This is a genomic window from Bradyrhizobium sp. SZCCT0153, assembly GCF_018129995.1.
Taxonomy (GTDB): domain Bacteria; phylum Pseudomonadota; class Alphaproteobacteria; order Rhizobiales; family Xanthobacteraceae; genus Bradyrhizobium; species Bradyrhizobium japonicum_G.
Map to the genome: position 1 here is coordinate 102,778 of NZ_JAFCKS010000004.1, position 22,835 is coordinate 125,612.

Below are 22,835 nucleotides of genomic sequence, written 5' to 3' on the forward strand. Positions count from 1 at the left end.
GTTCAAGCGCGGGCGCGCTGCCGGACCGGCTTCGCCGCACCCGCGGTTCGTGCCGCGATGACGGCTGCGGGGAAATTGCGAAAAGCCTGCGCCAGCGACAGATCGTTGCCCGCGAGATCCGGCACGTCGTAGCCCGCGACGTCGACGGTTGCGTCGAAACCATCGTGTGTCGGCCATTCGCGTCCTGCTTGCGCGAAAGGTGCGAACTGGCGGCCGACCAGGATGATGGCCGCGGCACGGCCATGCCGGCGGACGAACGCGACCACATGGTCGGCATGGGCGCCCCGCACCTGAAGCGGCTGGTAGTCGCCTCGGGCGAAAACGTCAGGAAGCTCGTTGCGCAGCTTGAGGAGGTGGCGCGTCCAGGCCAGCTTGAGCCGGCCGTCGGGCCAGCTCTTGATCAGCTTATCCCAATCCGGATCGTCCAGCGTACTCAGCGCCGCGTGGCGCGCGGAAAAATCCACCGGGCGGCGGTTGTCGGGATCGACCAGCGAAAGGTCCCAGAATTCGGTGCCTTGGTATAAGTCGGGCACGCCGGGCAGGGTCGCCTTGAGCGTGAGCTGGCTGAGCGCGTTCAGCGCCCCAAGCAGCGCGATGCGGCGGGCCAGGGTCTGCAGCGCCTCCAGAAATTCGGCTGATTGCGCAGGATCGAGAATCTTCGCGATGAAGCTCGTTACGCCGCTCTCATACGCCCCATGGGGGTTGAGCCAGCTCGTCTCTTCCTTGCCCTCGCGCGCGGCCTTGAGCGCATAGGCCTGGATACGCTCGACGAAGCCGGCATCGGCCTTCTCCTGAAGCGGCCAGGCGCCGAGCAGGGTCTGGTAGAGCATGTATTCGAAAGTCGCCGACGGCGCGCGCAGATTGCCGTCGAGCGCGAGGTGCGGGGCGTTCAGGACTTTCCAGCGTGCCACGGCGCTGGTCCATTCGCCGGGAATTTCACTCAAGGCAGCGATCCGCGCGCGGGTGTCCTCGCCGCGTTTGGTGTCATGCGTGGCGGTCGCCGTCATCCCTTGCGGCCATTCCCTGGCGCGGGCCTGCATGATCTCGTGGAAAGCGCCAATGGTGAGGCCCTTGCTCGCGGGATCGCCGCCAACCTCGTTCAGGGCCAGCAGCCGGTGGAATTGATAGAAGGCGGTGTCCTCCAGCGACTTCGCCATCATCGGCCCTGTGAATTGCTGCACCTTCAGCGCAAAGCGGCGCACCCGCGGGGCGCTGTGCGGGAGGCGGCCCGGCTTGAGCAGGTCCATGGTGAGCGCATCGCGCAGGAAATCGAAGATGCCTTCGTCCGCGGCGAACCATTCCGCACGGGCGCGCACAATGGTGTCGTCGATCAGCTTGCGATCATGCGCCGCCGGCGCGCTCGTCGTCAGGTAGGTACGGTACACCGGGAAATGCAGCACATAAAGCTCGAGCGCCTGCCGCAGGCTGTCGGCGGAAAAGTCGCGGGTCGAATAATGGCCGTTGGCGATGCGCGCGAGCAGGCGCGTCAGCACCGTGAATTCGCTGGTCAACAGCGTCTCCAGCACGCGCCGCTTGGCGTCCTTGACGTACGGCGCGAGCCGTGGCGGCCGGTTGCTGATCTGCCGCCAGGTTTCGTCCAGGGCCTCCAGCCCCTTGGCGTCGACGAGGACGTGAGTGATGGCGTTCATCCACTCATAGCCGGTGGTGCCCTGGACGCCGGCGAAGTGCGGCAGGCGCTCGTGCTCGCACAGGATCTTCTCGATCACCGTATAGAACGGCTTTGTCTTGCCCTGCGCGTCGCGCACCAGCCGGCGCAGCCGCTGGCAATATTGCGCGGGATCGCGCAGGCCGTCGATGTGATCGAGGCGGATGCCTTGCAGTCTGCCGTCGGCAACGAGTTGCTTCACCAGCCGGTGCGTTGCGGCGAACGTGCCGGGATCCTCGACGCGCAGCCCGGCGAGGCCGTTGACGTCGAAGAAGCGGCGATAATTGATGTCGCTGGAGGCAAGGCGCCAGTGCCCGAGCTTGTAGTGCTGGCGCTCCAGCAGATGATGCAGCGTCAGCGTCTGCGCGGGACGGTCCTTGGCGGCGCGATAGGCATCGAGGCCGCGCGCGACGAGGTCGGCGCTGCCTGCGATCTCCCTGAGTTCGGCCTTGAAGCCCGGCGCCTCCTTGCGATTGGGACGGCGCAGTCCCGTGTAGCGGGCCGCGAGCGACAGCAGGCGCTTGCCGGCCTCGGTCTCGGCGGCGTCGGCTTCCTTCACGATCATGCGCAGCAATTCGCCGTAACGCTCCGGCGCGATCGGCAGGCGATGCTCGAAATACCAGGCGGAAAAACTGCCTTCGTCCGGGTCGTAGCGCAGCTCGATATCGCCGCGCTCCAGTGCCTCGCCGTAGGATGCGCCGAGGATCGGCAGCAGCACGCCGTCGCGCGCACGGAAGGCCAATTGATCCCAATCGATGTCGAAGGAGACTGCATGGGGCGATGCCTGGCCCCATTCCAGCACGTCGAGCCACCAGGGATTATCGGCAAAATGCACGCCGACATGGTTGGGCACGAAGTCGATGATGAGGCCGATATCGTGCCTGGTCAGGGCCTCGCTCAGCCGGGCAAAACCGGCCTCGCCGCCGAGCTCCGGATTGAGCTGGCTGTGATCGACGGTGTCGTAGCCATGGGTCGAGCCCTTGCGCGCCTTCATCACCGGCGAGGCGTAGAGATGCGTGATCCCCAGCGCCTTGAGATAGGGGACGATTGCGGCGGCCTTGTCGAAGTCGAATTCTGCGGTGAGCTGGAGCCGGTAAGTTGCGAGAGGGATTGCCGAAGGCATATCAATCTCCGAGATGCCAGACCACCGACCACGGCGGAAGCCGGTCGCCGCTTGCACTGCCCCAGATCGGCGTGCCTGCATTGCCGCTGGCGTACGGGATGTCCTTGTCGGACAGATTGGCAGCGAGGCGCAGCATCGCGCCGTCGCCGAGACGCCAATGCGCGGTCAGCAGGCCGCTGTCGGCCGCCTCGGCATCGCCGAACCTCGCCCCCTTCAGCCGGGGCGCGATCTCCTTGTGGCGAAGCGCGAGCAGATCGCGCACCAGCGCAAGCCGCACGGCTTGCTCAGGCGTGTGGCCGGTCCAGTCGAGCACGGCCGATTGCGGCGTTGCCGGATCGAGCGGGTCGGGCACCTCGTCGCCGTAGGTCTCATAAGCCCAGGCATATTCCTGGCGGCGGCCCTTGCGGACGGCGTCGGCAAGGCCGCCCTGGAAGTCGCAGAAGAACGGGAAGGGCGCGGTCGAGCCCCACTCTTCGCCCTGAAACAGCATCGGCACCATCGGCGCGAGCAGGGTCACTGCCAGCGCGGCTTCGATCTGCTGCGGCGATGCCAGGCTCTCGAGCCGGTCGCCGAATGGCCGGTTGCCGATCTGGTCATGGTTTTGCAGGAAGTTGACGAAGGTTGCGGGCGGCAGCTCGCCGCTGGTCTCGCCGCGCGGCTGCTTGCCCCAGAATTCCGAGATCTCCCCCTGGTAGACGAAGCCGGAGGCGAGGGCGCGGGCGAGATCGAGGCGCGGCGTTTGATAGTCGGCGTAATAACCGGCGGTTTCGCCGGTCAGCATCACGTGCCAGGCGTGGTGATAGTCGTCGTTCCACTGTCCGCGATATTTGCCATTCGGCGGCTCCTGCGCAGCGTCGAGCAGGCTGGCGCGGTTGTCGCCGTTCTCCAGCACGAGATGGATGTGCCGCCCCGTCGCCTTGGCAAACTCGCCTGCGGCGACGCTGAGGTCCTGCAGCATCGACTGCTCGCCGGGGATTGCCATGATGTGATTGGCGGCATCCAGCCTCAGACCGTCGAAGCGGTAGTCGCCGAGCCAGGACAGCGCGTTCTCGACCGCGAAGGCGCGCACCTGCGGCACGCGATAATCGATCGCGCTTCCCCAGGGCGTGTGTGCGTCGGCGAAGAAGGACGGCGCATAGCGGCCAAGGTAATTCCCCTCGGGGCCGAAATGGTTGTAGACGACGTCGAGGAACACCATCAGCCCGCGCAGATGGGCTTCGTCGATCAGCGTCTTCAGGTCATCAGGGCGGCCATAGGCACTGTCGGGCGCATACCACAGCACGCCGTCATAACCCCAGCCGCGGCGGCCGGCGAAATCGGCCAGCGGCATCAGTTCGACCGCTGTGATGCCGGTCGCGACGAGATGGTCGAGCCTGTCGATCATCGCGCGGTAGGTGCCTTCAGGGGTGAAGGTGCCGACATGCGTCTCGATCAGCGCCGTCTCTTCCCAGGGACGGCCGCGCCAATCGCGCGCACGCCAGGTGAAAGCATCGTGATCGATCACCTCGCTCGGGCCGAACACGTCGTCCGGCTGGAATGCGGACGCCGGATCGGGCACGTCGATCTCGTCGTCGATCCTGAACTTATAGGTGCTGCCAACGGCCAGGTTGGGAATCTCGGCGACATACCACCCCTCCTGCCGGCGCTGCATCGCGTGCCGTCTGTCGAGCAGCAGGTCGACGCGCCGCGCACCCGGCGCCCACAGGCGGAACGACACGCCGTCCTTCGTCGGCCTTGCCCCGAAGGATGGCCTCATAGCGCCCCCGCGAAAGCGAGCACGGAGCGCGGCGGCGCCTTGCTGTCGCTTCCGGGCGGGAAGTCGATCGTGTTCAGCATGGCGTCGGTCGTGTTCAGGATCTGCTGCCAGCTCTTGTATTCGGTCATTTTGGGCAATTTGAATGCGATCTCTTCGGGGGCGGCGTTCAGTACGATAAAGATCGCGGCGCTGCCCGGTTCCATCGGCCCCATCACATAGGAGAGAAACCGCCCCTCGGGAAACTTCCAGTCGCTTTCCGTCATTTCGTCGCCGGCCGGCGTCAGCCACAGCGCACCGTATGAGATGCCGTCCTTGGGGCGGCCGTCGAGCCAGCGATGGCTGCGAAGCTGCGAGAACCGGCGGCGGATGTCGGCGAGTTCGGCGACGAATTCGATCATGTCGTCGCCCTCCTTGCCGAGATTTTCCCAGCCGACCCAGCCGACCTCGTTGTCCTGGCAATAGGCGTTGTTGTTGCCGGATTGCGAGTTGCCGACCTCGTCGCCGGCGAGAATCAGCGGAATGCCCTGCGCCAGCATCAGGCAGGCCAGCCCGTTCTTGCGAAGCTGTCTGCGCAGGCCGATAATTCCGGGATCGTCGGTCGGGCCTTCGACGCCGCAATTGTTGCTGTGGTTGTCGTTGGAGCCGTCGCGATTGTCCTCGCCATTGGCCTCGTTGTGCTTCTCGTTGTAGCTGAAGAGGTCGGCCAGCGTGAAACCGTCATGGACGGTGATGTGGTTGATGCTGGCGCGCGGCCGCCGTCCGTCATGATTGAACAGGTCGGACGATGCCGTCATGCGGCTGGATATGTCGCCGATCAGGCTGCCTTCGCCGCTCCAGTAGCGGCGCATGGCGCTGCGATAGCGATCGTTCCACTCCGACCATTGCGAGGGAAATGCGCCGACCTGGTAGCCGCCGAGGCCGAGATCCCAGGGCTCGGCGACGAGCTTGACGGACGCCAGCACCGGGTCCTGCCGGATCGCGGTCAGGAACGAGATGCCGCGGTCAAAACCGTTCGGACCGCGTGCGAGCGTGGTGGCAAGGTCGAACCGGAAGCCGTCGACGTGGCAGACCTCGACCCAATAGCGCAGGGAATCCATCACCATCTGCAGCACGCGCGGATGGGTGAGGTTCACCGACGAGCCGCAGCCGGTGAAGTCGTCGTAGAAGCGCGGGTTGTCGCGGTTCAGCCAGTAGTAGGAGGCGTTGTCGATGCCGCGGTAGCACAGCGTCGGGCCGAGGTGATTGCCCTCGGCTGTGTGGTTGTAGACGACGTCGAGCATCACCTCGATGCCGGCATCGTGCAGGCGTGCGACCGTGGTGCGGAAGGAATCGAGCGCGTTGTCCTGGGCGTAGCGCTGCTCGGGCGCGAAGAAGGACAGGGTGTTGTAGCCCCAGTAATTGGCGAGCTTCTTCTCCACCAGGATGCGGTCGTCGACGAAGCTGTGCACCGGCAGAAGCTCGACCGTGGTGACGCCGAGCTTCTTCAGATGCTCGATCATCGCCGGCGAGGACAGGCCGCCATAGGTGCCGCGCAGATTCGGCGGCACGTCGTCGCGCTTCTGCGTCAGGCCCTTGACGTGGGCCTCGTAGATGATGGTGTCTTCCCAGGGGATGTTGGGCCGGATCTCGCGGCGGCCCCAGTTGAAGGTCTCGTCGACCACGACGGCCTTGGGCATGCCGCGCGCATTGTCGCGCCGGTCGAAGGACAGATCTTCGCGCGGGCTGCCGGTGCGATAGGCGAAATGCGCGTCGCTCCAGACCAGCCGCCCGGAAAGCCGCTTGGCATAGGGGTCGAGCAGCAGCTTGTTGGCGTTGAAGCGATGACCCTGCTCGGGCTCGTAGGGGCCGTGCACGCGGTAGCCATAGAGCTGGCCGGGCGAGACATCGTTGAGATATCCATGCCAGACGTCCTCGGTTCGCTCCGGCAGCTCGATGCGCTCGAGCTCGCGGCGGCCTTGCGTGTCGAACAGGCAGAGCTCGACCTTGTGGGCGTTGGCGGAGAACAGCGCGAAATTGGTGCCGCGTCCGTCCCAGCTTGCGCCGAGGCGTGCGGGCGATCCAGCAGTCAGACGCATCGGTCAGCTTTCCGGAACGAGGAAGATCGCGGCGAGCGGCGGAATGGTGAGGCGGAGCTCGCCATTGACCGCCTGGACCTCGCCGATATTGCCGACATTGCTGCCGCCGTAATGGGCGGAGTCCGAGTTGAGAACTTCCTTCCATTTGCCGCCGAACGGCACGCGAACGCGGTAGTTCTGGTAGACGTTGGGCGAGAAATTGACGATCACCATGCACCTGGCGTGCTCGTCGAATCCCTTGCGCAGCCAGGCGAACACGTTGCGGTTGGCGTCGTCCGTGACCAGCCATTCGAAACCGGCCTGGTCGCAGTCCATCTGGTGCAGAGCCGGCACCGCGCGATAGAGCCGGTTGAGGTCGCGGATCAGCGCCTGGATGCCCGAGTGGAACTTGTATTCGAGCAGGTGCCAGTCGAGCGACTGGTCGTGATTCCATTCGCGGCTTTGCGCGATCTCCGCGCCCATGAACAGCAGCTTCTTGCCGGGATGGCCGAACATGAAGCTGTAATAGGCGCGCAGATTCGCAAAGCGCTGCCATTCGTCGCCGGGCATGCGGCCCAGGATCGAGCGCTTCCCGTGCACGACCTCGTCATGCGACAGCGGCAGGATGAAGTTTTCCGAGAAGGCGTAGTGCAGGCCGAACAGGATGTCGCCGTGATGATGCTTGCGGTGGATCGGATCCTTGCTGATGTAGTTCAGCGTGTCGTGCATCCAGCCCATGTTCCACTTGTAGCCGAAGCCGAGCCCGCCGAATTCGACCGGGCGCGAGACCTGCGGCCAGGCGGTGGACTCTTCGGCGGCCGTGGTTGCCTGCGGGAAGCGGGCGAAGACTTCCGTGTTGAAGCGGCGCAGGAAGTTGATCGCCTCGATGTTTTCCCGACCGCCATACTGGTTCGGAATCCACGCGCCCGGCGGCCGGCTGTAGTCGAGATAGAGCATCGAGGCGACCGCATCGACGCGCAGGCCGTCGATGGCGTAGCGCTCCAGCCAGAACAACGCGTTCGACACCAAGAAATTCGTCACTTCGGTGCGGCCGTAATTGTAGATCAGCGTGCCCCAGTCGAGATGGCGGCCCTGGAGCGGATTGGCGTGCTCGTAGAGCGCGGTGCCGTCGAAGCTGCCGAGCCCGTGCGGGTCGTCCGGGAAATGGCCGGGCACCCAGTCGAGCAGCACGCCGACGCCCTCCCGATGGCAGGCATCGACCAGCGCGGCGAAATCCTCCGGCGTGCCGAAGCGGCTGGTCGGCGCATAGAGGCCGGTCGGCTGATAGCCCCAGGAGCCGTCGAACGGATGCTCGCTGACGGGAAGGAATTCGAGATGGGTGAAGCCCATGTCGCGGGCATAGGCCGGCAGCTGCTCGGCGAGCTCGCGATAGGTGAGCCATTCACCGCCGTTCTTGCGTCGCCATGAACCGAGATGAACCTCGTAAATCGACATCGGCGCCGACAGCGCGTTGATGCCGTCGGGAATCGGACGCGGCCGAGGCAGATGCGCCTCGTCGAACACGATGGAGGCGGTCTTCGGACGCACTTCGCTCGCAAACGCCATCGGGTCGGATTTCAGCGGCAGCAAGTGGCCGTGCGGCCCAATGATCTCGAACTTGTAGTGGTCGCCCGCCTTGGCGTGCGGAATGAACAATTCCCAGTAGCCGGCGCCGCGCACCCGCATGGGATGGCGCCGCCCGTCCCAGAAGTTGAAGTCGCCGACCACCGACACGCGCCGCGCATTGGGCGCCAGCGCCACGAAGCCGATGCCGTCGATGCCTTCGAGCCGCATCGGATGCGCGCCGAGCTTGTCGTAAAGGCGCTGATGGGTGCCCTCGCCGAGCAGATAGAGATCGAAATCGGTCAGGATCGGCGGGAAGCGATAGGCGTCCTCGAACTCGACGACGTCGTTGCCGAACTTTGCGCGGAGCTGATAGCGCTTCGAGCCGTTCGGCAGGGCGCCGACGAACAGGCCCGAAGCATGGACGCGGTCGAGCGTCGCCACCTCGCCGTGCTCGCCGACCGCCTCGACATTGGAGGCTTCGGGAAGAAACGCGCGTACCACGCTCTTGCCGCCCTCGGGATGCAGCCCGAGATAGTGGAAGGGGTCGGAATGGCGGCCCTCGATGATCGCGTAGGCTTCGGCTGGGAGTTTAGGCATGGGCTTCGCTCTCGGTACTGGTCAGAATGCGAAGCAGTCCGGACAGCGGCGCATGGAGCCCCTCAGGCCGGTGGGACAGCTCGTACTCTACTTCGTCGAACGCTCGATCAAGCAGGAAAAACCTTAACAGGCCTGCCGCGGATTGCCGCTCTTCCGGCCACAGCCGCCGATCGGTCATGGCTTCCCGGTAGGCGGTGAGGAACGTCGCGGCGGCGCGCTCGCGCCATTCGTCGAGCGCGGCCGTAAGCCGGCCCTGCTCGTCGGAGGCGCCCGCGAGCGCGCGGTAGAGCGCCGCGTTGACCGAAAGATCAATCGAGCGGATCAGGCCGGCGACGTCACGCGCGGCAGGTGCCTTGCGCCGCTTGTCGGCCAGCGGCAGACGCGGATCGCCGTCGAAGTCGATGATGAAGATGTCGTCCTTCACGATCAGAGTTTGCCCGAGGCGGAGGTCGCCATGATGACGGATGTTCAATCCGCCGATGTCGGATGGCAAGAGCACATTCAGCCGGTCGGACAGCGTCGCACGCGCCGCCGTGAGCTGATCGATCAGCGGCCGGTCCGCCTCGCGCAGGCCGTCGCGGCTGTCGGCCAGCCGTTCGAAGACGCGTTCGGCCCGTGCCTTGAGGTCGGATGCCCAGCGCTTGGCGTGTGCGGAGCCGATCGGCTCCGGCGCGAGATCGCCGGGCTTCGCGGCGGCGAGAGCCACATGCAGTTCTGCGAGCCGCCTGCCGATCTGCGCCATGAAGTGCAGATAGGGTGCCTGCTCCTGGGTCTCGTGCGCCATCTCGCCCGGCGGCAGTACTCGCTGCTCGTCGATATAGCGGTCGAGATAGCCGGCAGTGACGGCCCAGCCGTCGCCCTGGTTCTCGACATAGGCGTGCAGCACGCCGAGCGCGCTGCGGCTGTCGCCTTCGACCAGCTCGACACTGCCGAGCAGCGCCGGCGTGTTGCTAAAGCGGGCGACCTCGGTGAGGTAGGTGCCGATCTCGATCTCGGGATTGATGCCGCTTTCGAGCTGGCGATAGATCTTGGAGACATACTGGTTGTCGACCAGCGCGGTGCTGTTGGACTGCTCGACGGCGCGGATGCGCTCGGGCTCCTTGATGGAGTAGTCGGCGAACCGGCTGGTCGCCTTGAACTCCAGCCGGAGATTGTTCTCCTCCACCACCAGGTTCTGCGACAAATTGCGCAGGAACAGACCTATGAAGATCTGCTCCGTCGCAACGTCGAGCAGTGTGCCCTCGCGCGCGCCCTGGCGGACGGCGGCGAGCGCCTTCGGGTTGAAGCGTTCGCGGTCGAAGCGCACCCACTCGATCTGCATCGGCAGCACGTAGCGCGTCTTGACCTCGTCCCGCGCCGTCTCGAAAAACGCGATCCAGGGCCGGTTGTCGCCGATGTCGCAGAACGGCACCGCCGAGGTCAGCGTCGGCTTGATGTGCTTGGGATTTTGCTCGGGAAACCAGCGCGTGCGCGACAGGAATCCCGGCAGCACCTCGTGCTCGAACACGCCGCGCTCGCGCGCCAGCGACACCCAGGTCGAATTCACCGGCACGACCAGCGTCTCGAATTCCGGCACCGCGCTTGGTGTCACTGGCTCGGACTTGTCGCGCTCCTGGAGCTGGAACCAGTAGAACCCATAGGGTCCGAGCGTGATCATGTAGGGCAGTTCGCCGATCGCGGGGAAGCGGCTGCGGCCGAGCATTTCCTGCGGGATGCGGTCCTTCCACGGCGACAGGTCGAGTTCTGTCGCTTGCGCAGCGCGCGAAAGATTGGCGACGCAGAGGATCACCTCGCCGCGATACTGACGGACATAGGCCAGCACGGACCGGTTGGCCGGACGGATGAAAGTCATGGTGCCGCGGCCGAAGGCGAGCGTCGACTTGCGCACCGAGATCAGGCGCTTGGTCGCGCTGAGCAGCGAGGACAGGCTGCGCGACTGTGCCTCCACGTTCACCGATTCGTAGCCGTAGACGGGGTCCATGATCAGCGGCGCGTAGAGGCGGGCCGGGTCGCAGCGCGAGAACCCGCCGTTGCGGTCAGGGCTCCACTGCATCGGCGTGCGCACTCCGTTGCGGTCGCCGAGATAGATGTTGTCGCCCATCCCGATCTCGTCGCCGTAATAGATGATCGGCGTGCCGGGGAAGGACAGCAGCAGCGAGTTCATCAGCTCGATCTTGCGGCGGTCGTTGTCCATCAGCGGCGCGAGGCGGCGGCGGATGCCGACATTGATGCGGGCGCGGGGATCGTTGGCGTAGGTGGTCCAGAGATAGTCGCGCTCGACGTCGGTGACCATCTCCAGCGTCAGCTCGTCATGGTTGCGCAGGAACAGCGCCCATTGGCAGCTCGCCGGAATATCCGGCGTTTGGCGCAGGATGTCGGTGATCGGGAAACGGTCCTCCTGCGCGATCGCCATGTAGAAGCGCGGCATCAGCGGGAAGTGGTAGGCCATGTGGCATTCGTCGCCGCGGCCGAAATATTCCTGCACGTCTTCCGGCCATTGATTGGCCTCGGCCAGCAGAAGCTTGCCCTTGGAGTAGGAATCCAGCTCCTGCCGCAGCCGCTTGATGATGGCGTGCGTCTCGGGGAGGTTCTCGTTCGAGGTGCCTTCGCGCTCGCACAGATAGGGAATGGCGTCGAGCCGGAAGCCGTCGACGCCGGCATCGAGCCAGCGCTTCATCACCTGGATCAGCGCGCTGACGACGCGCGGATTGTCGAAATTGAGGTCCGGCTGGTGCGAGAAGAAGCGGTGCCAGTAGAACGCACCGGCCTCGTGATCCCAAGTCCAGTTGGACTTTTCCGTGTCGGTGAAGATGATGCGGGTGCCCTGGTATTTTTGGTCGGTGTCGCTCCAGACATACCAGTTGCGGGCGCTCGAGCCCGGATGGCTGCGGCGCGCGCGCTTGAACCACGTGTGCTGGTCCGAGGTGTGGTTGACGACGAGCTCGGTGATGACGCGCAGGCCGCGCTTCTGCGCTTCCTGGATGAAGCGCTTGAAATCCTTCATCGTCCCGAAATCGGGATTGACCGAGCCGTAGTCGGCGATGTCGTAGCCGTCGTCGCGGCCGGGCGAAGGATAGAACGGCAGCAGCCACAGCGCGGTGACGCCGAGCTCCTGAAGATAGGGCAGCTTTTCGGTCAGCCCGGCGAAGTCGCCGACGCCGTCATGGTTGCTGTCGGCAAACGCCTTGACGTGGAGCTGGTAGATGATGGCGTCCTTGTACCAGAGCTCGTCCACGATCTCGGCAGCCTCGGCTTTCTTGGTGTCGACGGAAGACAGAACATTCATGGCGTGGCCCCTTACGCCAGGCAGCGGAACAGCAGCGCCGGATCACGGTCGGGATCGATACGCAACTTGATCCCGCCCCATTCGATGCGGGACTGTTCGCCGGTGAGGAGGTTTTCGAGCGCGGTGACGTGGCGGCGCTCGCCGCCGACGTCGATGGTGAGGTCGCCGAGCGGCAACCAGAATTCCCGCGCATGGCGCGAGAGCGCGATGGCCGCGACGACGGTATTGGCGGGATCGGTGGCCTCTTTGGCGAAGGCGATCGTCTCGCCGTCCTCGATGCCGAGGAAGCGCAAATCGGCGGTCTGCTGAAGCGCCGCATTCTCACTGCGGATGCGGTTGAGCTGCGTGATGTAGGGCTTGATATTGCCGGGCTTGTCCCAGTCGCGCTGCTTGATCTGGTATTTCTCGGAATCGAGATATTCCTCGCGGCCCGGGACCGCTTCGTGCTCCAGCAGCTCGACGCCGCTGTAGACGCCGTAATTGCCGGACAGCGTCGCGGCCAACGCGACGCGCGATTTGAACGCCCAGGTCTCGCCGCTCTGGAGATGATAGGGCAGCAGGTCGGGCGTGCTCACGAACAGGTTCGGCCGATAAAAGTCGCGCTCGGGATAGCGCGTCAGCTCGCCGAGATATTGCTCCAGTTCCCACCTTGCCGTCCGCCACGGGAAGTAGCTGAAGGATTGCGCAAAGCCGAGCTTGGCGAGGCCCTTCATCAGCTTCGGCCGCGCAAAAGTCTTGGAGAACAGGATCACCTCGGGATGCCGGCGGCGGATGTCGCGGATCAGCCACTCCCAGAATGGAAGCGGCGCGGTATCGTGATTGTCGATGGCGAAGATGGTGACGCCATGGTCGATCCAGAACAGCATGGCGTCGCGGAAGGCGTTCCAAAGCCCGATCCGGTCGACCGAGGCGAAATCGGGGATGATGATGTCCGAATAGGGGCCATCTGCCGTCCGCACCGAACGGTCCGGCCGCCATTTGAACCATTCCGGATGCTGCGTCAGCCAGGGATGATCCGGCGAGCATTGCACGGCGAAGTCGAGCGCCAGCTCGAGGCCGTATTCGAGGCAGGTCGCGACCAGCGCGCGAAAATCCTCGATCGTGCCGAGCTCGGGATGCAGCGCATCGTGCCCGCCCTCGGCGGCACCGATTGCATAAGGCGAGCCGGGATCGCCCTCGGTCGCCACCGGCGCATTGTTGCGGCCCTTGCGGCGGGTGCGGCCGATCGGGTGGATCGGCGTGAGGTAGAGCACGTCGAACCCCATCGCGGCGATGTCGGGCACGCGCGCAATGCAATCGCGGAGCGTGCCGTGCCGGCCCGGGATCCGGCTCTGGCTCCGCGGCATGATCTGATACCAGGCCCCAAAGCGCGCCTTGTCGCGGTCGACGATCAGCGGGAAGGGCACCGAGCGGGTGAGGTCGGGCCGCGACTGGCTCTCGGCCATGGCTTCACCGAGCTCGGTTGAAAGCAACGGGGCGACGTCCCCGGTCTGAAGATAATTCTCGCACTGTCTGACGATGACGGCCGCGGCGTCCTGCTGCGCGCCATGCGCCTTGGTCAGAAGGCCGGCGCCCTCGATCGCGTCGAGGCTGACATCCGCGCCGGTGCGTTGCTTGCGCGCGACCCCATGAGACCAGGTCGCGAACTCGTCGGTCCAGGCTTCGATGGCGTAGACATACTGGCCGGGCTCGACTGGCGTGAATGCGCCGGACCAACGATCATTGCCGCGATGGATCATCGGCTCGCTCCGCCAGTCCCGGTCCTGCTCACCGCGCCAGATCAGCGCGGCGCCGATCACGGCGTCGCCGTCGCGATAGACGTCGGCCCAGACCTCGACCCGTTCGCGCGCGATCCGTTTCACGGCAAAGCGACCGCCGTCGATCGAGGGGTAGACGTCTTCGATGAGGAAAGCGCTGCCGGCTGCGGCACTTTCGACAGTTTGAATTGTCTTGTTCACGGTGATGCCATTGACAAGAAAGCAGGACCCCGTTTCCCTTGTCGGGAACCTACGCTTGGTACCTATATAGAAAGCCGGTTGTGTGTCATTAGTTCCCTGGGAACGGTCAGCGCGGTTTGCGAGTTGACTCCGACTAACGTCTTCCACCACCTCGTTAAAATCGATGCCCCCGGCCCAAAAATGGCCTGCAAGCTGCGTGCCGAATGGATCTTTTAGCTCAAGCCCGGATCAAGGGCGTTCAGTCCGAATTCGTCGATGCCCTCGGAAAGTTGCGGGTTACCGATCCCGTGGCGCTCAAATCCATCCTCGACGCCCTGCCGGAGAAGCGGGTTTACCGCTTCGTCAGCGGGCCCGTGGTGGTCCGGGCCCTGGGACATCCGCGCACCGAATTGGCGACGATGGGCGCGCCGCCGCTGCAATGGACATTGCGCGCAAACGGCAATGTGATTGCGCAGGGCGAGACGCGCGAGCCCGTGATCGCCTGGCCCGCCGATCTGCCGCTCGGATATCACCGGTTGACGCTGACCGATGCCGAGGGTGTTGCGGAAGAGGTGCCGATGATCGTGGCGCCCGAACGGGCCTTTGGCGGCGAGTTCGACCGCGGCTGGCTGCTCGCCGTGCAGCTCTACGGCGTCCGCTCGGAGCGCAATTGGGGCATCGGCGATTTCACCGACCTTGCCGATCTCGTCCGGCTCGCCAAGCAGCTCGGTGCCGACGGTGTCGGGCTCAATCCCCTGCATGTGCTGTTCGACAATCATCCGGCCGATTGCAGTCCTTATTCGCCGAACAGCCGGTTGTTTCTCAATCCGCTCTATATCGACGTCGAGGCGATCCCGGAATTTACCGCGGATCTCGTCCCCGACGCGGCCGCGACCGCCGCGCGCCTGCGTGAAGGCAATCGTGTGCCCTACGCCGACATGGCGGCCTTGAAGTGGCTGGGCTTGCGCGCCGCCTATGGCAGCTTCGTGACCAGCGCGAGCGGCGTCCGCCGCAACCAGTTCGACGCCTTCCGGGCCGACCGCGCGCCGCTATTGTCCCGCTTTGCCTGCTTCGAGGTGCTGCGGCATCGCTTCACTGGACCGTGGTGGGAATGGCCGTCCGAATGGCAGCAGCCTGACGAGGCCAAGTGCGCCGAGTTGCGCAACGGTCCCGACAAGCGCGATGTCGAATTCATCGAATTCGTGCAATGGACGGCAGATTCGCAGTTGCAGGCCGCCAAGGAGCTTTCCATCCAACTCGGCATGCGCGTCGGGCTCTATCTCGACGTCGCCGTCGGCGTGCAGTCCAACGGCTTCGATGCCTGGAACGAGCAGGCGGCAATTTCCCGCCATCTCGCCGTCGGCGCGCCGCCCGACGTGCTCAACACCGTCGGCCAGGATTGGGGTCTTGCCGGCTTCAATGCGGGCGGCCTCGAAGCGCAATCCTTCGTGCCGTTCGCCGACATGCTCGCCGCCTCGATGCGCCACGCCGGCGCCATCCGGATCGATCACGTGCTGGGATTGAAGCGGCTTTATCTGGTGCCACGCGGCTTCAAGCCCGACAATGGCGCCTATGTGCAGATGCCGTTCGAGGCGCTGCTCGGCGCCATCGCACGCGAGAGCACGGTGCATCAATGCATCGTGATCGGCGAGGACCTCGGCACCGTGCCGGAAGGTTTTCGCGAGACCATGCAGGATTTCGGCATCTGGTCCTATCTCGTCATGATGTTCGAGCGCGACGATGCCGGCCATTTTCGCAACGTCGACTTCTATCGGCCGAACGCGCTGGTGACGCTGAACACGCACGACCTCTGCACCTATGCGGGCTGGCGCTCTTTCAGCGATCTCAGGGTTAAGCTGTCGCTCGGGCTGGACCCCGGCGAGAGCGATCAGGCGCGCTGGGACGCGCTCGGCAGGCTCGACGAGATCCTGCGCCAGAACGGCATCAGCGCCAACGATCTCTATTCGGTGCTCGCCTTCCTGTCGCGCACGCCGTCGCGGCTGCTGGCGGTGTCGATGGAGGATCTGCTCGGCGTGATCGACCAGCCCAACATTCCCGGCACGATCGACGAGCATCCGAACTGGCGCCAGCGCCTGCCCGTTGCGCTCGACAAGATCGCGACCAAGGTCGATCTCGCAGCTTTGAAGGCCGCCACACGGGAACGTTCCTTGATCGGCGGGAGTTGATCGCCGGGGATTTTTTAGGCTCGCAAAACATTGTCTCAGAAGATCGAAGACTACGCGCTGATCGGCGACTGCGAGACGGCGGCGCTGGTCGGACGCAACGGCTCGATCGACTGGCTGTGCTGGCCGGCCTTCGATTCCGATGCCTGTTTTGCCGCGATCCTCGGCACGCCCAAGAACGGGCGCTGGCTGATCGCGCCGAGCGAGGACGTCACCGCGACCTCGCGCCGCTATCTCGGCCATACCCTCATCCTCGAGACGCGCTTTGAGACGAAGACCGGCACCGTCGCGCTGATCGACTTCATGCCGCCGCGCGGCAAGGCCTCCGACATCGTGCGGCTGGTGCGCGGTGTCAGCGGCACTGTGAAGCTGCGGATGGAGCTCGTGATCCGCTTCGGCTTCGGCGTCGATATCCCCTGGGTGCGGCGGATCGACCATTCCCTGCTGGCGGTCGCCGGCCAGGATATGACCGTGCTGCGGACGACGGCGAAGACTCGCGGCGAGGATATGACCACGGTGTCCGATTTCGAGGTGAAGCAAGGCGACACCGTGCCGTTCGTGCTGACCTACGGCCCCTCGCATCTCGATCCGCCCGCGCCGATCGACCCGGAGCTCGCGCTCCAGGAGACCGAAAAATTCTGGAATGACTGGTCAAGCCGCTCCACGCATGACGGCGAGTATCACGATCTGATCATGCGCTCGCTGATCACGCTGAAGGCGCTGACCTTCGCCCCGACCGGCGGCATCGTCGCGGCGCCGACCACGTCATTGCCGGAGAAGCTCGGTGGTGCCAGGAATTGGGATTACCGCTTCTGCTGGCTGCGCGATGCCACCTTCACGCTGCTGGCGCTGATGAACTCGGGCTATACCGAGGAAGCCTCGGCCTGGCACAATTGGCTGTTGCGCGCCGCCGCGGGGTCGCCGGCGAACATGCAGATCATGTACGGCATCTGGGGCCAGCGGCGGCTTTTGGAATGGGAGGCCGACTGGCTCGACGGCTACGAGGGCGCGCAGCCGGTGCGGGTCGGCAATGCCGCGCATGCGCAGCTGCAACTCGACGTCTACGGCGAGTTGATCGACGCCTTCCACCAGTCGCGCATGGCCAAGCTGAAGCTCGACGATGAAGCGACCTGGGCGCTGGAATGCGCCGTGCTCGATCATCTCGCCGAAGTCTGGGACCAGCCCGACCACGGCATCTGGGAGCGGCGCGGACAGCCGAAGCACTATGTCTTCTCCAAGGTGATGACCTGGGTCGCCTTCGACCGCGGCATCAAGAGCGCGGAGACCTTCGGCTTCAAGGCGCCGCTGCTGCACTGGCGGACCCTGCGCGATGCGATTCATCGCGACGTCTGCAACAGGGGTTTTGACGCGGAGGAGAATGCGTTCGTCGAATCCTACGGCTCAAAACTGCTCGATGCCAGCGTGCTGCTGCTGCCGGCGGTGGGCTTCCTGCCGGCGCAGGACCCACGCATCCGCGGCACCGTCGCCGCCGTCGAAAAGCACCTGCTGCGTGACGGCTTTGTGCTGCGCCACGATCCGCGGGAGATGTCCGAGGAGACCCAGCCGATCGAAGGAGCGTTCCTCGCCTGCAGCCTGTGGCTGGCCGACGCCCATGTGCTGTCCGGCAATCTCGACAAGGCGCAGGCGCTGTTCGACCGCGTGGCTGCGCTTGCGAACGATGTCGGACTGCTGGCCGAGGAGTATGACTCCCTTGCGCGGCGCCAGACCGGAAATTTCCCGCAGGCGCTGACCCACATCGCGCTGATCAACACTGCGCACAATCTGTCGGCGGCGAGGCAAGAGTGCGATAAGCCGGCAGTACAGCGATCGAAGCAGTGAACGCCTTGACTGCATCGCCAGCGACGGTTCGCTCCCTCTCCCGCCTGCGGGGGGAGGGCTGGGGTGGGGGTGTTTCCGCCGGGCGAGAACCCCCGAGAGGAGAGAACCCTCACCCGCCGCTACGCGGCGACCTCTCCCGCAAGCGGGGAGAGGTGAAGCGAGCCGGAAGCCCGTTCAGCCAACCCCGTTCCGCTTCAGGATCATCTCCATCGCCTCGGCAAAACCATCCCGCTCGTTGCTCGAGGTGACGTTGGTCGCCTGCTCCTTGACGGTGTCGGTGGCGTTGCCCATGGCGATCGAGGTGCCGCTGACGCGGAACATCGCGAGATCGTTCTGCATGTCGCCGATGGTGGCGACCGCGTCGGTCGAGATACCGAGCCGCTTGGCCATGGCCTGCACGAACGTGCCCTTGTCGAAGCCGGGCGGGGTGATGTCGAGATAGTAGGTCTGCGAGCGAACGGCGGTGGCCGCGCTGCCGAGCGCCTCCTGCATCGCCTTCTCGCAGGCCTCGAGCCCGGCCGCATCGGCGCTGGCGCCGACGATCTTGCAGGCGCCGGAGAGATACGGCGTAAAATCCGTCACGACGGTCGGATCGGACCGGATCGTGTGCTGTTCATGGGGGACGTACTTGCCATCGGGATTGTCGATCAGCCATTTGTCGGTGGTGAACAGCCAGATGTCGGCGCCGAACTCGCGCAGGATCTGCAGCGACCGTTCGGCCGCGGTCGCCGGGATCAGATGCTGCTCGACCGGGTGCATCTCGGGATCGACGATGGAGGAGCCGTTGAACGGGCCGACCGGGAGCCAGAGCGCCAGCGGCTCGATCAGGAACCGCATGCCGATCGCGGGGCGGCTCGACGTGATCGTGAAGCCGATACCGGCCTGGTGCAGCCGCTGCACCGCGGACCTCGCACGTTCCGTCAGCGTCTTGTCCTTGGTCAGCAGCGTGCCGTCGACGTCGGAGACCACGAGTGCGATTTTCGTCATGGCAGGACCTTGGCTTTCCCGAGGATGATTGGCCTCAGCGTTTCGTGCCGCGCGGTTTCAGTTGCCGCACGATGCCGTCCACGATCGCTTCGACGGATTCGTCGATCGAGACGGTGATGACGTGCTCGCCCGTCGCCGGCGGCTCCAGCGTGTTGAACTGGCTCGTCAGCAGCTCCGGTGGCATGAAGTGACCCTTGCGGTGCGCGAGCCGGTCGGCGATCAGTTCCTTCGTGCCCTTCAGGAAGACGAAGCGGACGTCGTCGCGCCCCCGCAGCAGCACGTCACGATAGGTGTGCTTCAGCGCCGAGCAGGCGATGATGACATGCCCGCCGCGTTCGCAGACCCGTGCGATCTCGTCGGCGATGGCGTTGAGCCAGGGCCAGCGGTCCTCGTCGGTGAGGGGGTGGCCGGCCCGCATTTTCTCGACATTGCTGGCGGGGTGAAAGCTGTCGCCGTCCTCGAAGCGCCAGCCGAGCCGCTGGCCCAGCGCTTCCGCAATCGTGCTCTTGCCCGAGCCCGACACGCCCATCACGATCAATGCACAAGGTGCTTCAGCGCGGCCCACGAATTCCCTCCGGAAGCGCGGCCTGGTCGACCAGCCAGACGGTCTCGCCATTCGAGCGCGCGCGCAACGCCGGCAGAGTCTCGCCATTGAGGAGGCGCGTCAAGATCGGCTGCTTGTCATGCCCGGCAATCTCGAACAGCATTTCACGGCAGGACGCCAGCGCGGGCAGGGTGAGCGAGACCCGCGGCACGAACGGCGCCACATTGGCCTTGGGCACCCCCACCACCCAGCGTTCGGTCTCCTCGATCGCGGGATAGCCGGGAAACAGCGAGGCGGTGTGGCCGTCCGGTCCGGCGCCCATCAAGACCAGGTCGAACAGCGGCCGTGCCGGATCGAGCCGGTCCGCGCCGTAGAAAGCCTGCAGCTCGCGCGCATAGGCCTCGGCGCTTTGATCCGGATTGTCAGCCGTGGTCGGGATCGGGTGGATATGCCCGGAGGGCGCGTTGCGATCGAGAAAGGCCGCGCGCGCGACCGCCATGTTGTTGAGGGGATCGCTTTCGGCCACGAAGCGCTCGTCGCCGATGAACCAGTGCACGCGATCCCACGGGATTTTCTCGCGCCAGGCGTCGCTGCCAAGCAGCTGATAGAGCCTCTTCGGGCTGGAGCCGCCGGTCAGGCAGATCGCGATGCGCCCGGGATTGGCCGCGATTCGCGCCGTCACCCGTTCGGCCGCGGCCTGTGCGAGGGCTTCGGCGTCGGCTGCGACGATCAGCTCGGGCTGGCCGGCCGCCGTCATCGCGAAAACTTCCGCCAGCTTCGTCCGTCGCGCCGGAGCAGCTCGTCGGCGCAGGCCGGGCCGTCGCTGCCGGCTTGATAGGTCTCGATGCCGTTGGTGCCGGCCTGCTTCCAGGCGTCCAGGAAAGGCTGCACCGCCTGCCATCCGGCCTCGACGCCGTCGGCGCGCTGGAACAGGATGTTGTCGCCGATCATGCAGTCGTAGATCAGGGTTTCGTAGCCGGTCGAGGGATCGGCCTGAAAATAGTCGCCGTAGCGAAACTTCATCTCGACGCCGTCGATGGTGATGCTCGGCCCCGGAATCTTGGCGTTGAACTGCAGCTCGATGGTCTCGGTCGGCGCGATGCCGATCGTGAGGAAATTCTGCGACAGGCGGTCGACCGTGGTGCCCGAGAACATCGACAGCGGCGCCTGCTTGAACTTGATCGCGACTTCCGTGCGCTTGTGGCCCAGCGCCTTGCCGGTGCGCAAGTAGAACGGCACGCCGGCCCAGCGCCAATTGTCGATCATCAGTTTCAGCGCGACATAGGTCTCGGTGGTGCTGCCGGGCTTGACGTCCTCGGTCTTGCGGTAGTCCGGAATCTCGTCGTCGCCGATGCGTCCCGCGAGATATTGCGCACGGACCGAATTCTTCAGCGCTTCCTCGTCGGTGGGCTGCTGGATCGCCGAGAGAACATCGGCCTTTTCGGAGCGGACCGAATGGGCGTCGAAATGGGTCGGCGGCTCCATCGCGACCAGCGACATCAGCTGGAACAGATGGTTGGGCACCATGTCGCGCAGCGCGCCGGTGGCGTCGTAGAAGCCGCCGCGATGGCCGACGCCGAGCTTCTCCTCCACCGTGATCTGGATGTGGTCGATATGGTTGCGATTCCAGATCGGCTCGAACATGCCGTTGGCGAAGCGCAGCACCAGGATGTTCTGCACCGTCTCCTTGCCGAGATAATGATCGATCCGGTAGATCTGGTGCTCGTCCATGATCTTCAGCAGCTCGGCGTTCAACGCGCGCGCCGTGACGAGATCGGTGCCGAACGGCTTTTCGATCACGAGCCGGCGCCAGGCGCCGTTCTCCTTCATCATGCCGGTACGGCCGAGCTCGCGCGCGGTCGGCGCGAACGCCGCGGGCGGGGTGGCCAGATAGAACAGCCGGTTGCCGCCGGTGTCCTGCGCGCATTCGAGCGAATCAAGATGCTCGCGCAGGCGGTCGAAGGACGGCGGGTCCTTCGGATCGGCCTCGACGAAGGTCACGCATTGCAGCAGCTTCTGTGCGATGTCGTCGTCCACGGGCCGCGTTGCGAACTGGCGCAGGCCCTTCAGGAGGCTGTCGCGCAGCTCGCCGTCCGACTGGCTCTTGCGGGCCACGCCGACGACGCAGAACTTTTCCGGGAGCAGGTGCTCGGCGGCAAGATTGTAGAGCGATGGCATCACCAGACGGTGAGTGAGATCGCCGGTTACGCCAAAGATGACGAAGGCGCAATTTTCCGGCTTGCGCTTTACTTGCGGGTCTTTTGTCACGAACGATTGGCCTTCGCTTTGTTGCGCCCTATTTGGGTTTCGAAGCACCCGGCTGCTTCGGCTCCTTGTGGCCGCCGAACCCCGCACGCATCGCGGAGAGAATTTTCTCGGCGAAGGTGTGTTCCTTGCGGGAACGGAAACGTGCGTAGAGCGCCGCGGTCAGCACTTCGGCCGGCACCGCCTCGTCGATCGCGGCATTCACGGTCCAGCGTCCTTCGCCGGAATCCTCGACGAAGCCGGAATATTCCGCCAGCGCCGGGCTGTCGGCGAGCGCGGTTGACGTGAGGTCGAGCAGCCAGGACGGGATCACGCTGCCGCGCCGCCAGACTTCCGCGATATCGGCGAGATCGAAATCGTAGCGATGCTCCGCCGGCAACGCCTCGATGCTGGCGTTCTTGAGGATGTCGAAACCTTCGGCATAGGCCTGCATCAAGCCGTATTCGATGCCGTTGTGGATCATCTTGACGAAATGCCCGGCGCCGACCGGGCCGGCATGGATGTAGCCCTGCTCGATGCGGGGATCGCGGCCCTCACGTCCTTCCGTGCGCGGAATGTCGCCGGCGCCGGGCGCGAGCGCGGCGAAGATCGGGTCGAGCCGGTCGACCACCGGTTTCTCGCCGCCGATCATCATGCAATAGCCGCGGTCGAGACCCCAGACGCCGCCGGAGGTGCCGACGTCGACATAATGAATGCCGCGCTCCTTCAGCGCCTTGCCGCGGCGGACGTCGTCCTGCCAGAACGTGTTGCCGCCGTCGATGATGACGTCGCCGTCCTGCATCGCGCGAGCGATCGTCTCGATCGTGGTCTCGGTGATGTGGCCTGCCGGCAGCATCACCCAGGCGGTGCGCGGCCGTTCCAGTTTGGCGACGAACTCTTCCAGCGTCGCCGAGCCTTGCGCGCCGTCTGCGGCAAGGCCGGCGACGGCCTTGGCGTCCTTGTCGTAGACCACGGTCGAATGGCCGTGGCGCATCAGGCGTCGAACGATGTTGCCGCCCATCCGGCCGAGGCCGATCATGCCGAGTTGCATTT

13 protein-coding genes are annotated in these 22,835 nt (G+C 65.2%); 2 read left to right on the plus strand and 11 right to left on the minus strand.

The window, feature by feature from the left end; all coding sequences use genetic code 11:
- Positions 1–2: 2 nt before the first annotated feature.
- From treY to JQ572_RS18965, 6 genes are read right to left on the minus strand one after another with little or no spacing between them, the layout of a single operon-like run.
- Entirely contained in the window at positions 3–2,789 is a 2,787-nt protein-coding gene (gene treY, locus JQ572_RS18940) for a malto-oligosyltrehalose synthase (protein ID WP_211384336.1), read from the minus strand.
- A 1-nt stretch (position 2,790) separates the two neighbouring features.
- Positions 2,791–4,545 carry a malto-oligosyltrehalose trehalohydrolase gene (treZ, locus tag JQ572_RS18945; RefSeq protein WP_211384337.1) on the minus strand — a complete coding sequence of 585 codons (1,755 nt, stop codon included), beginning with the start codon at positions 4,543–4,545 and terminating at the stop codon, positions 2,791–2,793.
- Positions 4,542–6,620: a glycogen debranching protein GlgX gene (gene glgX / locus JQ572_RS18950; RefSeq protein ID WP_211384338.1), complete on the minus strand. Its 2,079-nt coding sequence runs from the start codon at positions 6,618–6,620 to the stop codon at positions 4,542–4,544. Before glgX ends, treZ begins: the two co-directional genes overlap by 4 nt.
- 3 nt (positions 6,621–6,623) lie before the next feature.
- Positions 6,624–8,762 (minus strand): 1,4-alpha-glucan branching protein GlgB, encoded by a 2,139-nt coding sequence (glgB, locus tag JQ572_RS18955; RefSeq protein ID WP_211384339.1) that lies wholly within the window; start codon positions 8,760–8,762, stop codon positions 6,624–6,626.
- Positions 8,755–12,048, minus strand: a complete 3,294-nt coding sequence (gene treS / locus JQ572_RS18960) for a maltose alpha-D-glucosyltransferase (RefSeq protein WP_211384340.1) — start codon at positions 12,046–12,048, stop codon at positions 8,755–8,757. The genes glgB and treS overlap by 8 nt, the downstream gene beginning before the upstream one ends.
- 11 nt (positions 12,049–12,059) lie before the next feature.
- Positions 12,060–14,006: a maltotransferase domain-containing protein gene (locus JQ572_RS18965; RefSeq protein ID WP_211384341.1), complete on the minus strand. Its 1,947-nt coding sequence runs from the start codon at positions 14,004–14,006 to the stop codon at positions 12,060–12,062.
- A gap of 203 nt (positions 14,007–14,209) precedes the next feature.
- On the opposite strand from JQ572_RS18965, the gene malQ reads away from it, so the two are divergent.
- Positions 14,210–16,171 (plus strand): 4-alpha-glucanotransferase, encoded by a 1,962-nt coding sequence (malQ, locus tag JQ572_RS18970; RefSeq protein ID WP_211384342.1) that lies wholly within the window; start codon positions 14,210–14,212, stop codon positions 16,169–16,171.
- A gap of 30 nt (positions 16,172–16,201) precedes the next feature.
- Positions 16,202–18,007: a glycoside hydrolase family 15 protein gene (locus JQ572_RS18975; RefSeq protein WP_211384343.1), complete on the plus strand. Its 1,806-nt coding sequence runs from the start codon at positions 16,202–16,204 to the stop codon at positions 18,005–18,007.
- 174 nt (positions 18,008–18,181) lie between these two features.
- Here the strand turns inward: JQ572_RS18975 and JQ572_RS18980 are convergent, their stop codons facing one another.
- The 5 genes from JQ572_RS18980 to gnd are packed head-to-tail and all read right to left on the minus strand — an operon-like array spanning position 18,182 to position 22,833.
- Entirely contained in the window at positions 18,182–18,994 is an 813-nt protein-coding gene (locus JQ572_RS18980; RefSeq protein WP_211384344.1) for an HAD family hydrolase, read from the minus strand.
- Between the two features lie 34 nt (positions 18,995–19,028).
- A complete protein-coding gene (locus JQ572_RS18985; protein ID WP_211384345.1) occupies positions 19,029–19,559 on the minus strand; it encodes a gluconokinase in 531 nt (176 codons plus the stop codon).
- Complete coding sequence (gene pgl, locus JQ572_RS18990) at positions 19,546–20,295, minus strand: 6-phosphogluconolactonase (RefSeq protein WP_211384346.1); 750 nt, start codon at positions 20,293–20,295, stop codon at positions 19,546–19,548. The genes JQ572_RS18985 and pgl overlap by 14 nt, the downstream gene beginning before the upstream one ends.
- Positions 20,292–21,806: a glucose-6-phosphate dehydrogenase gene (gene zwf, locus JQ572_RS18995; RefSeq protein ID WP_211384347.1), complete on the minus strand. Its 1,515-nt coding sequence runs from the start codon at positions 21,804–21,806 to the stop codon at positions 20,292–20,294. The genes pgl and zwf overlap by 4 nt, the downstream gene beginning before the upstream one ends.
- A gap of 28 nt (positions 21,807–21,834) precedes the next feature.
- Positions 21,835–22,833 carry a phosphogluconate dehydrogenase (NAD(+)-dependent, decarboxylating) gene (gene gnd / locus JQ572_RS19000; RefSeq protein ID WP_211384348.1) on the minus strand — a complete coding sequence of 333 codons (999 nt, stop codon included), beginning with the start codon at positions 22,831–22,833 and terminating at the stop codon, positions 21,835–21,837.
- Positions 22,834–22,835 lie beyond the last annotated feature (2 nt).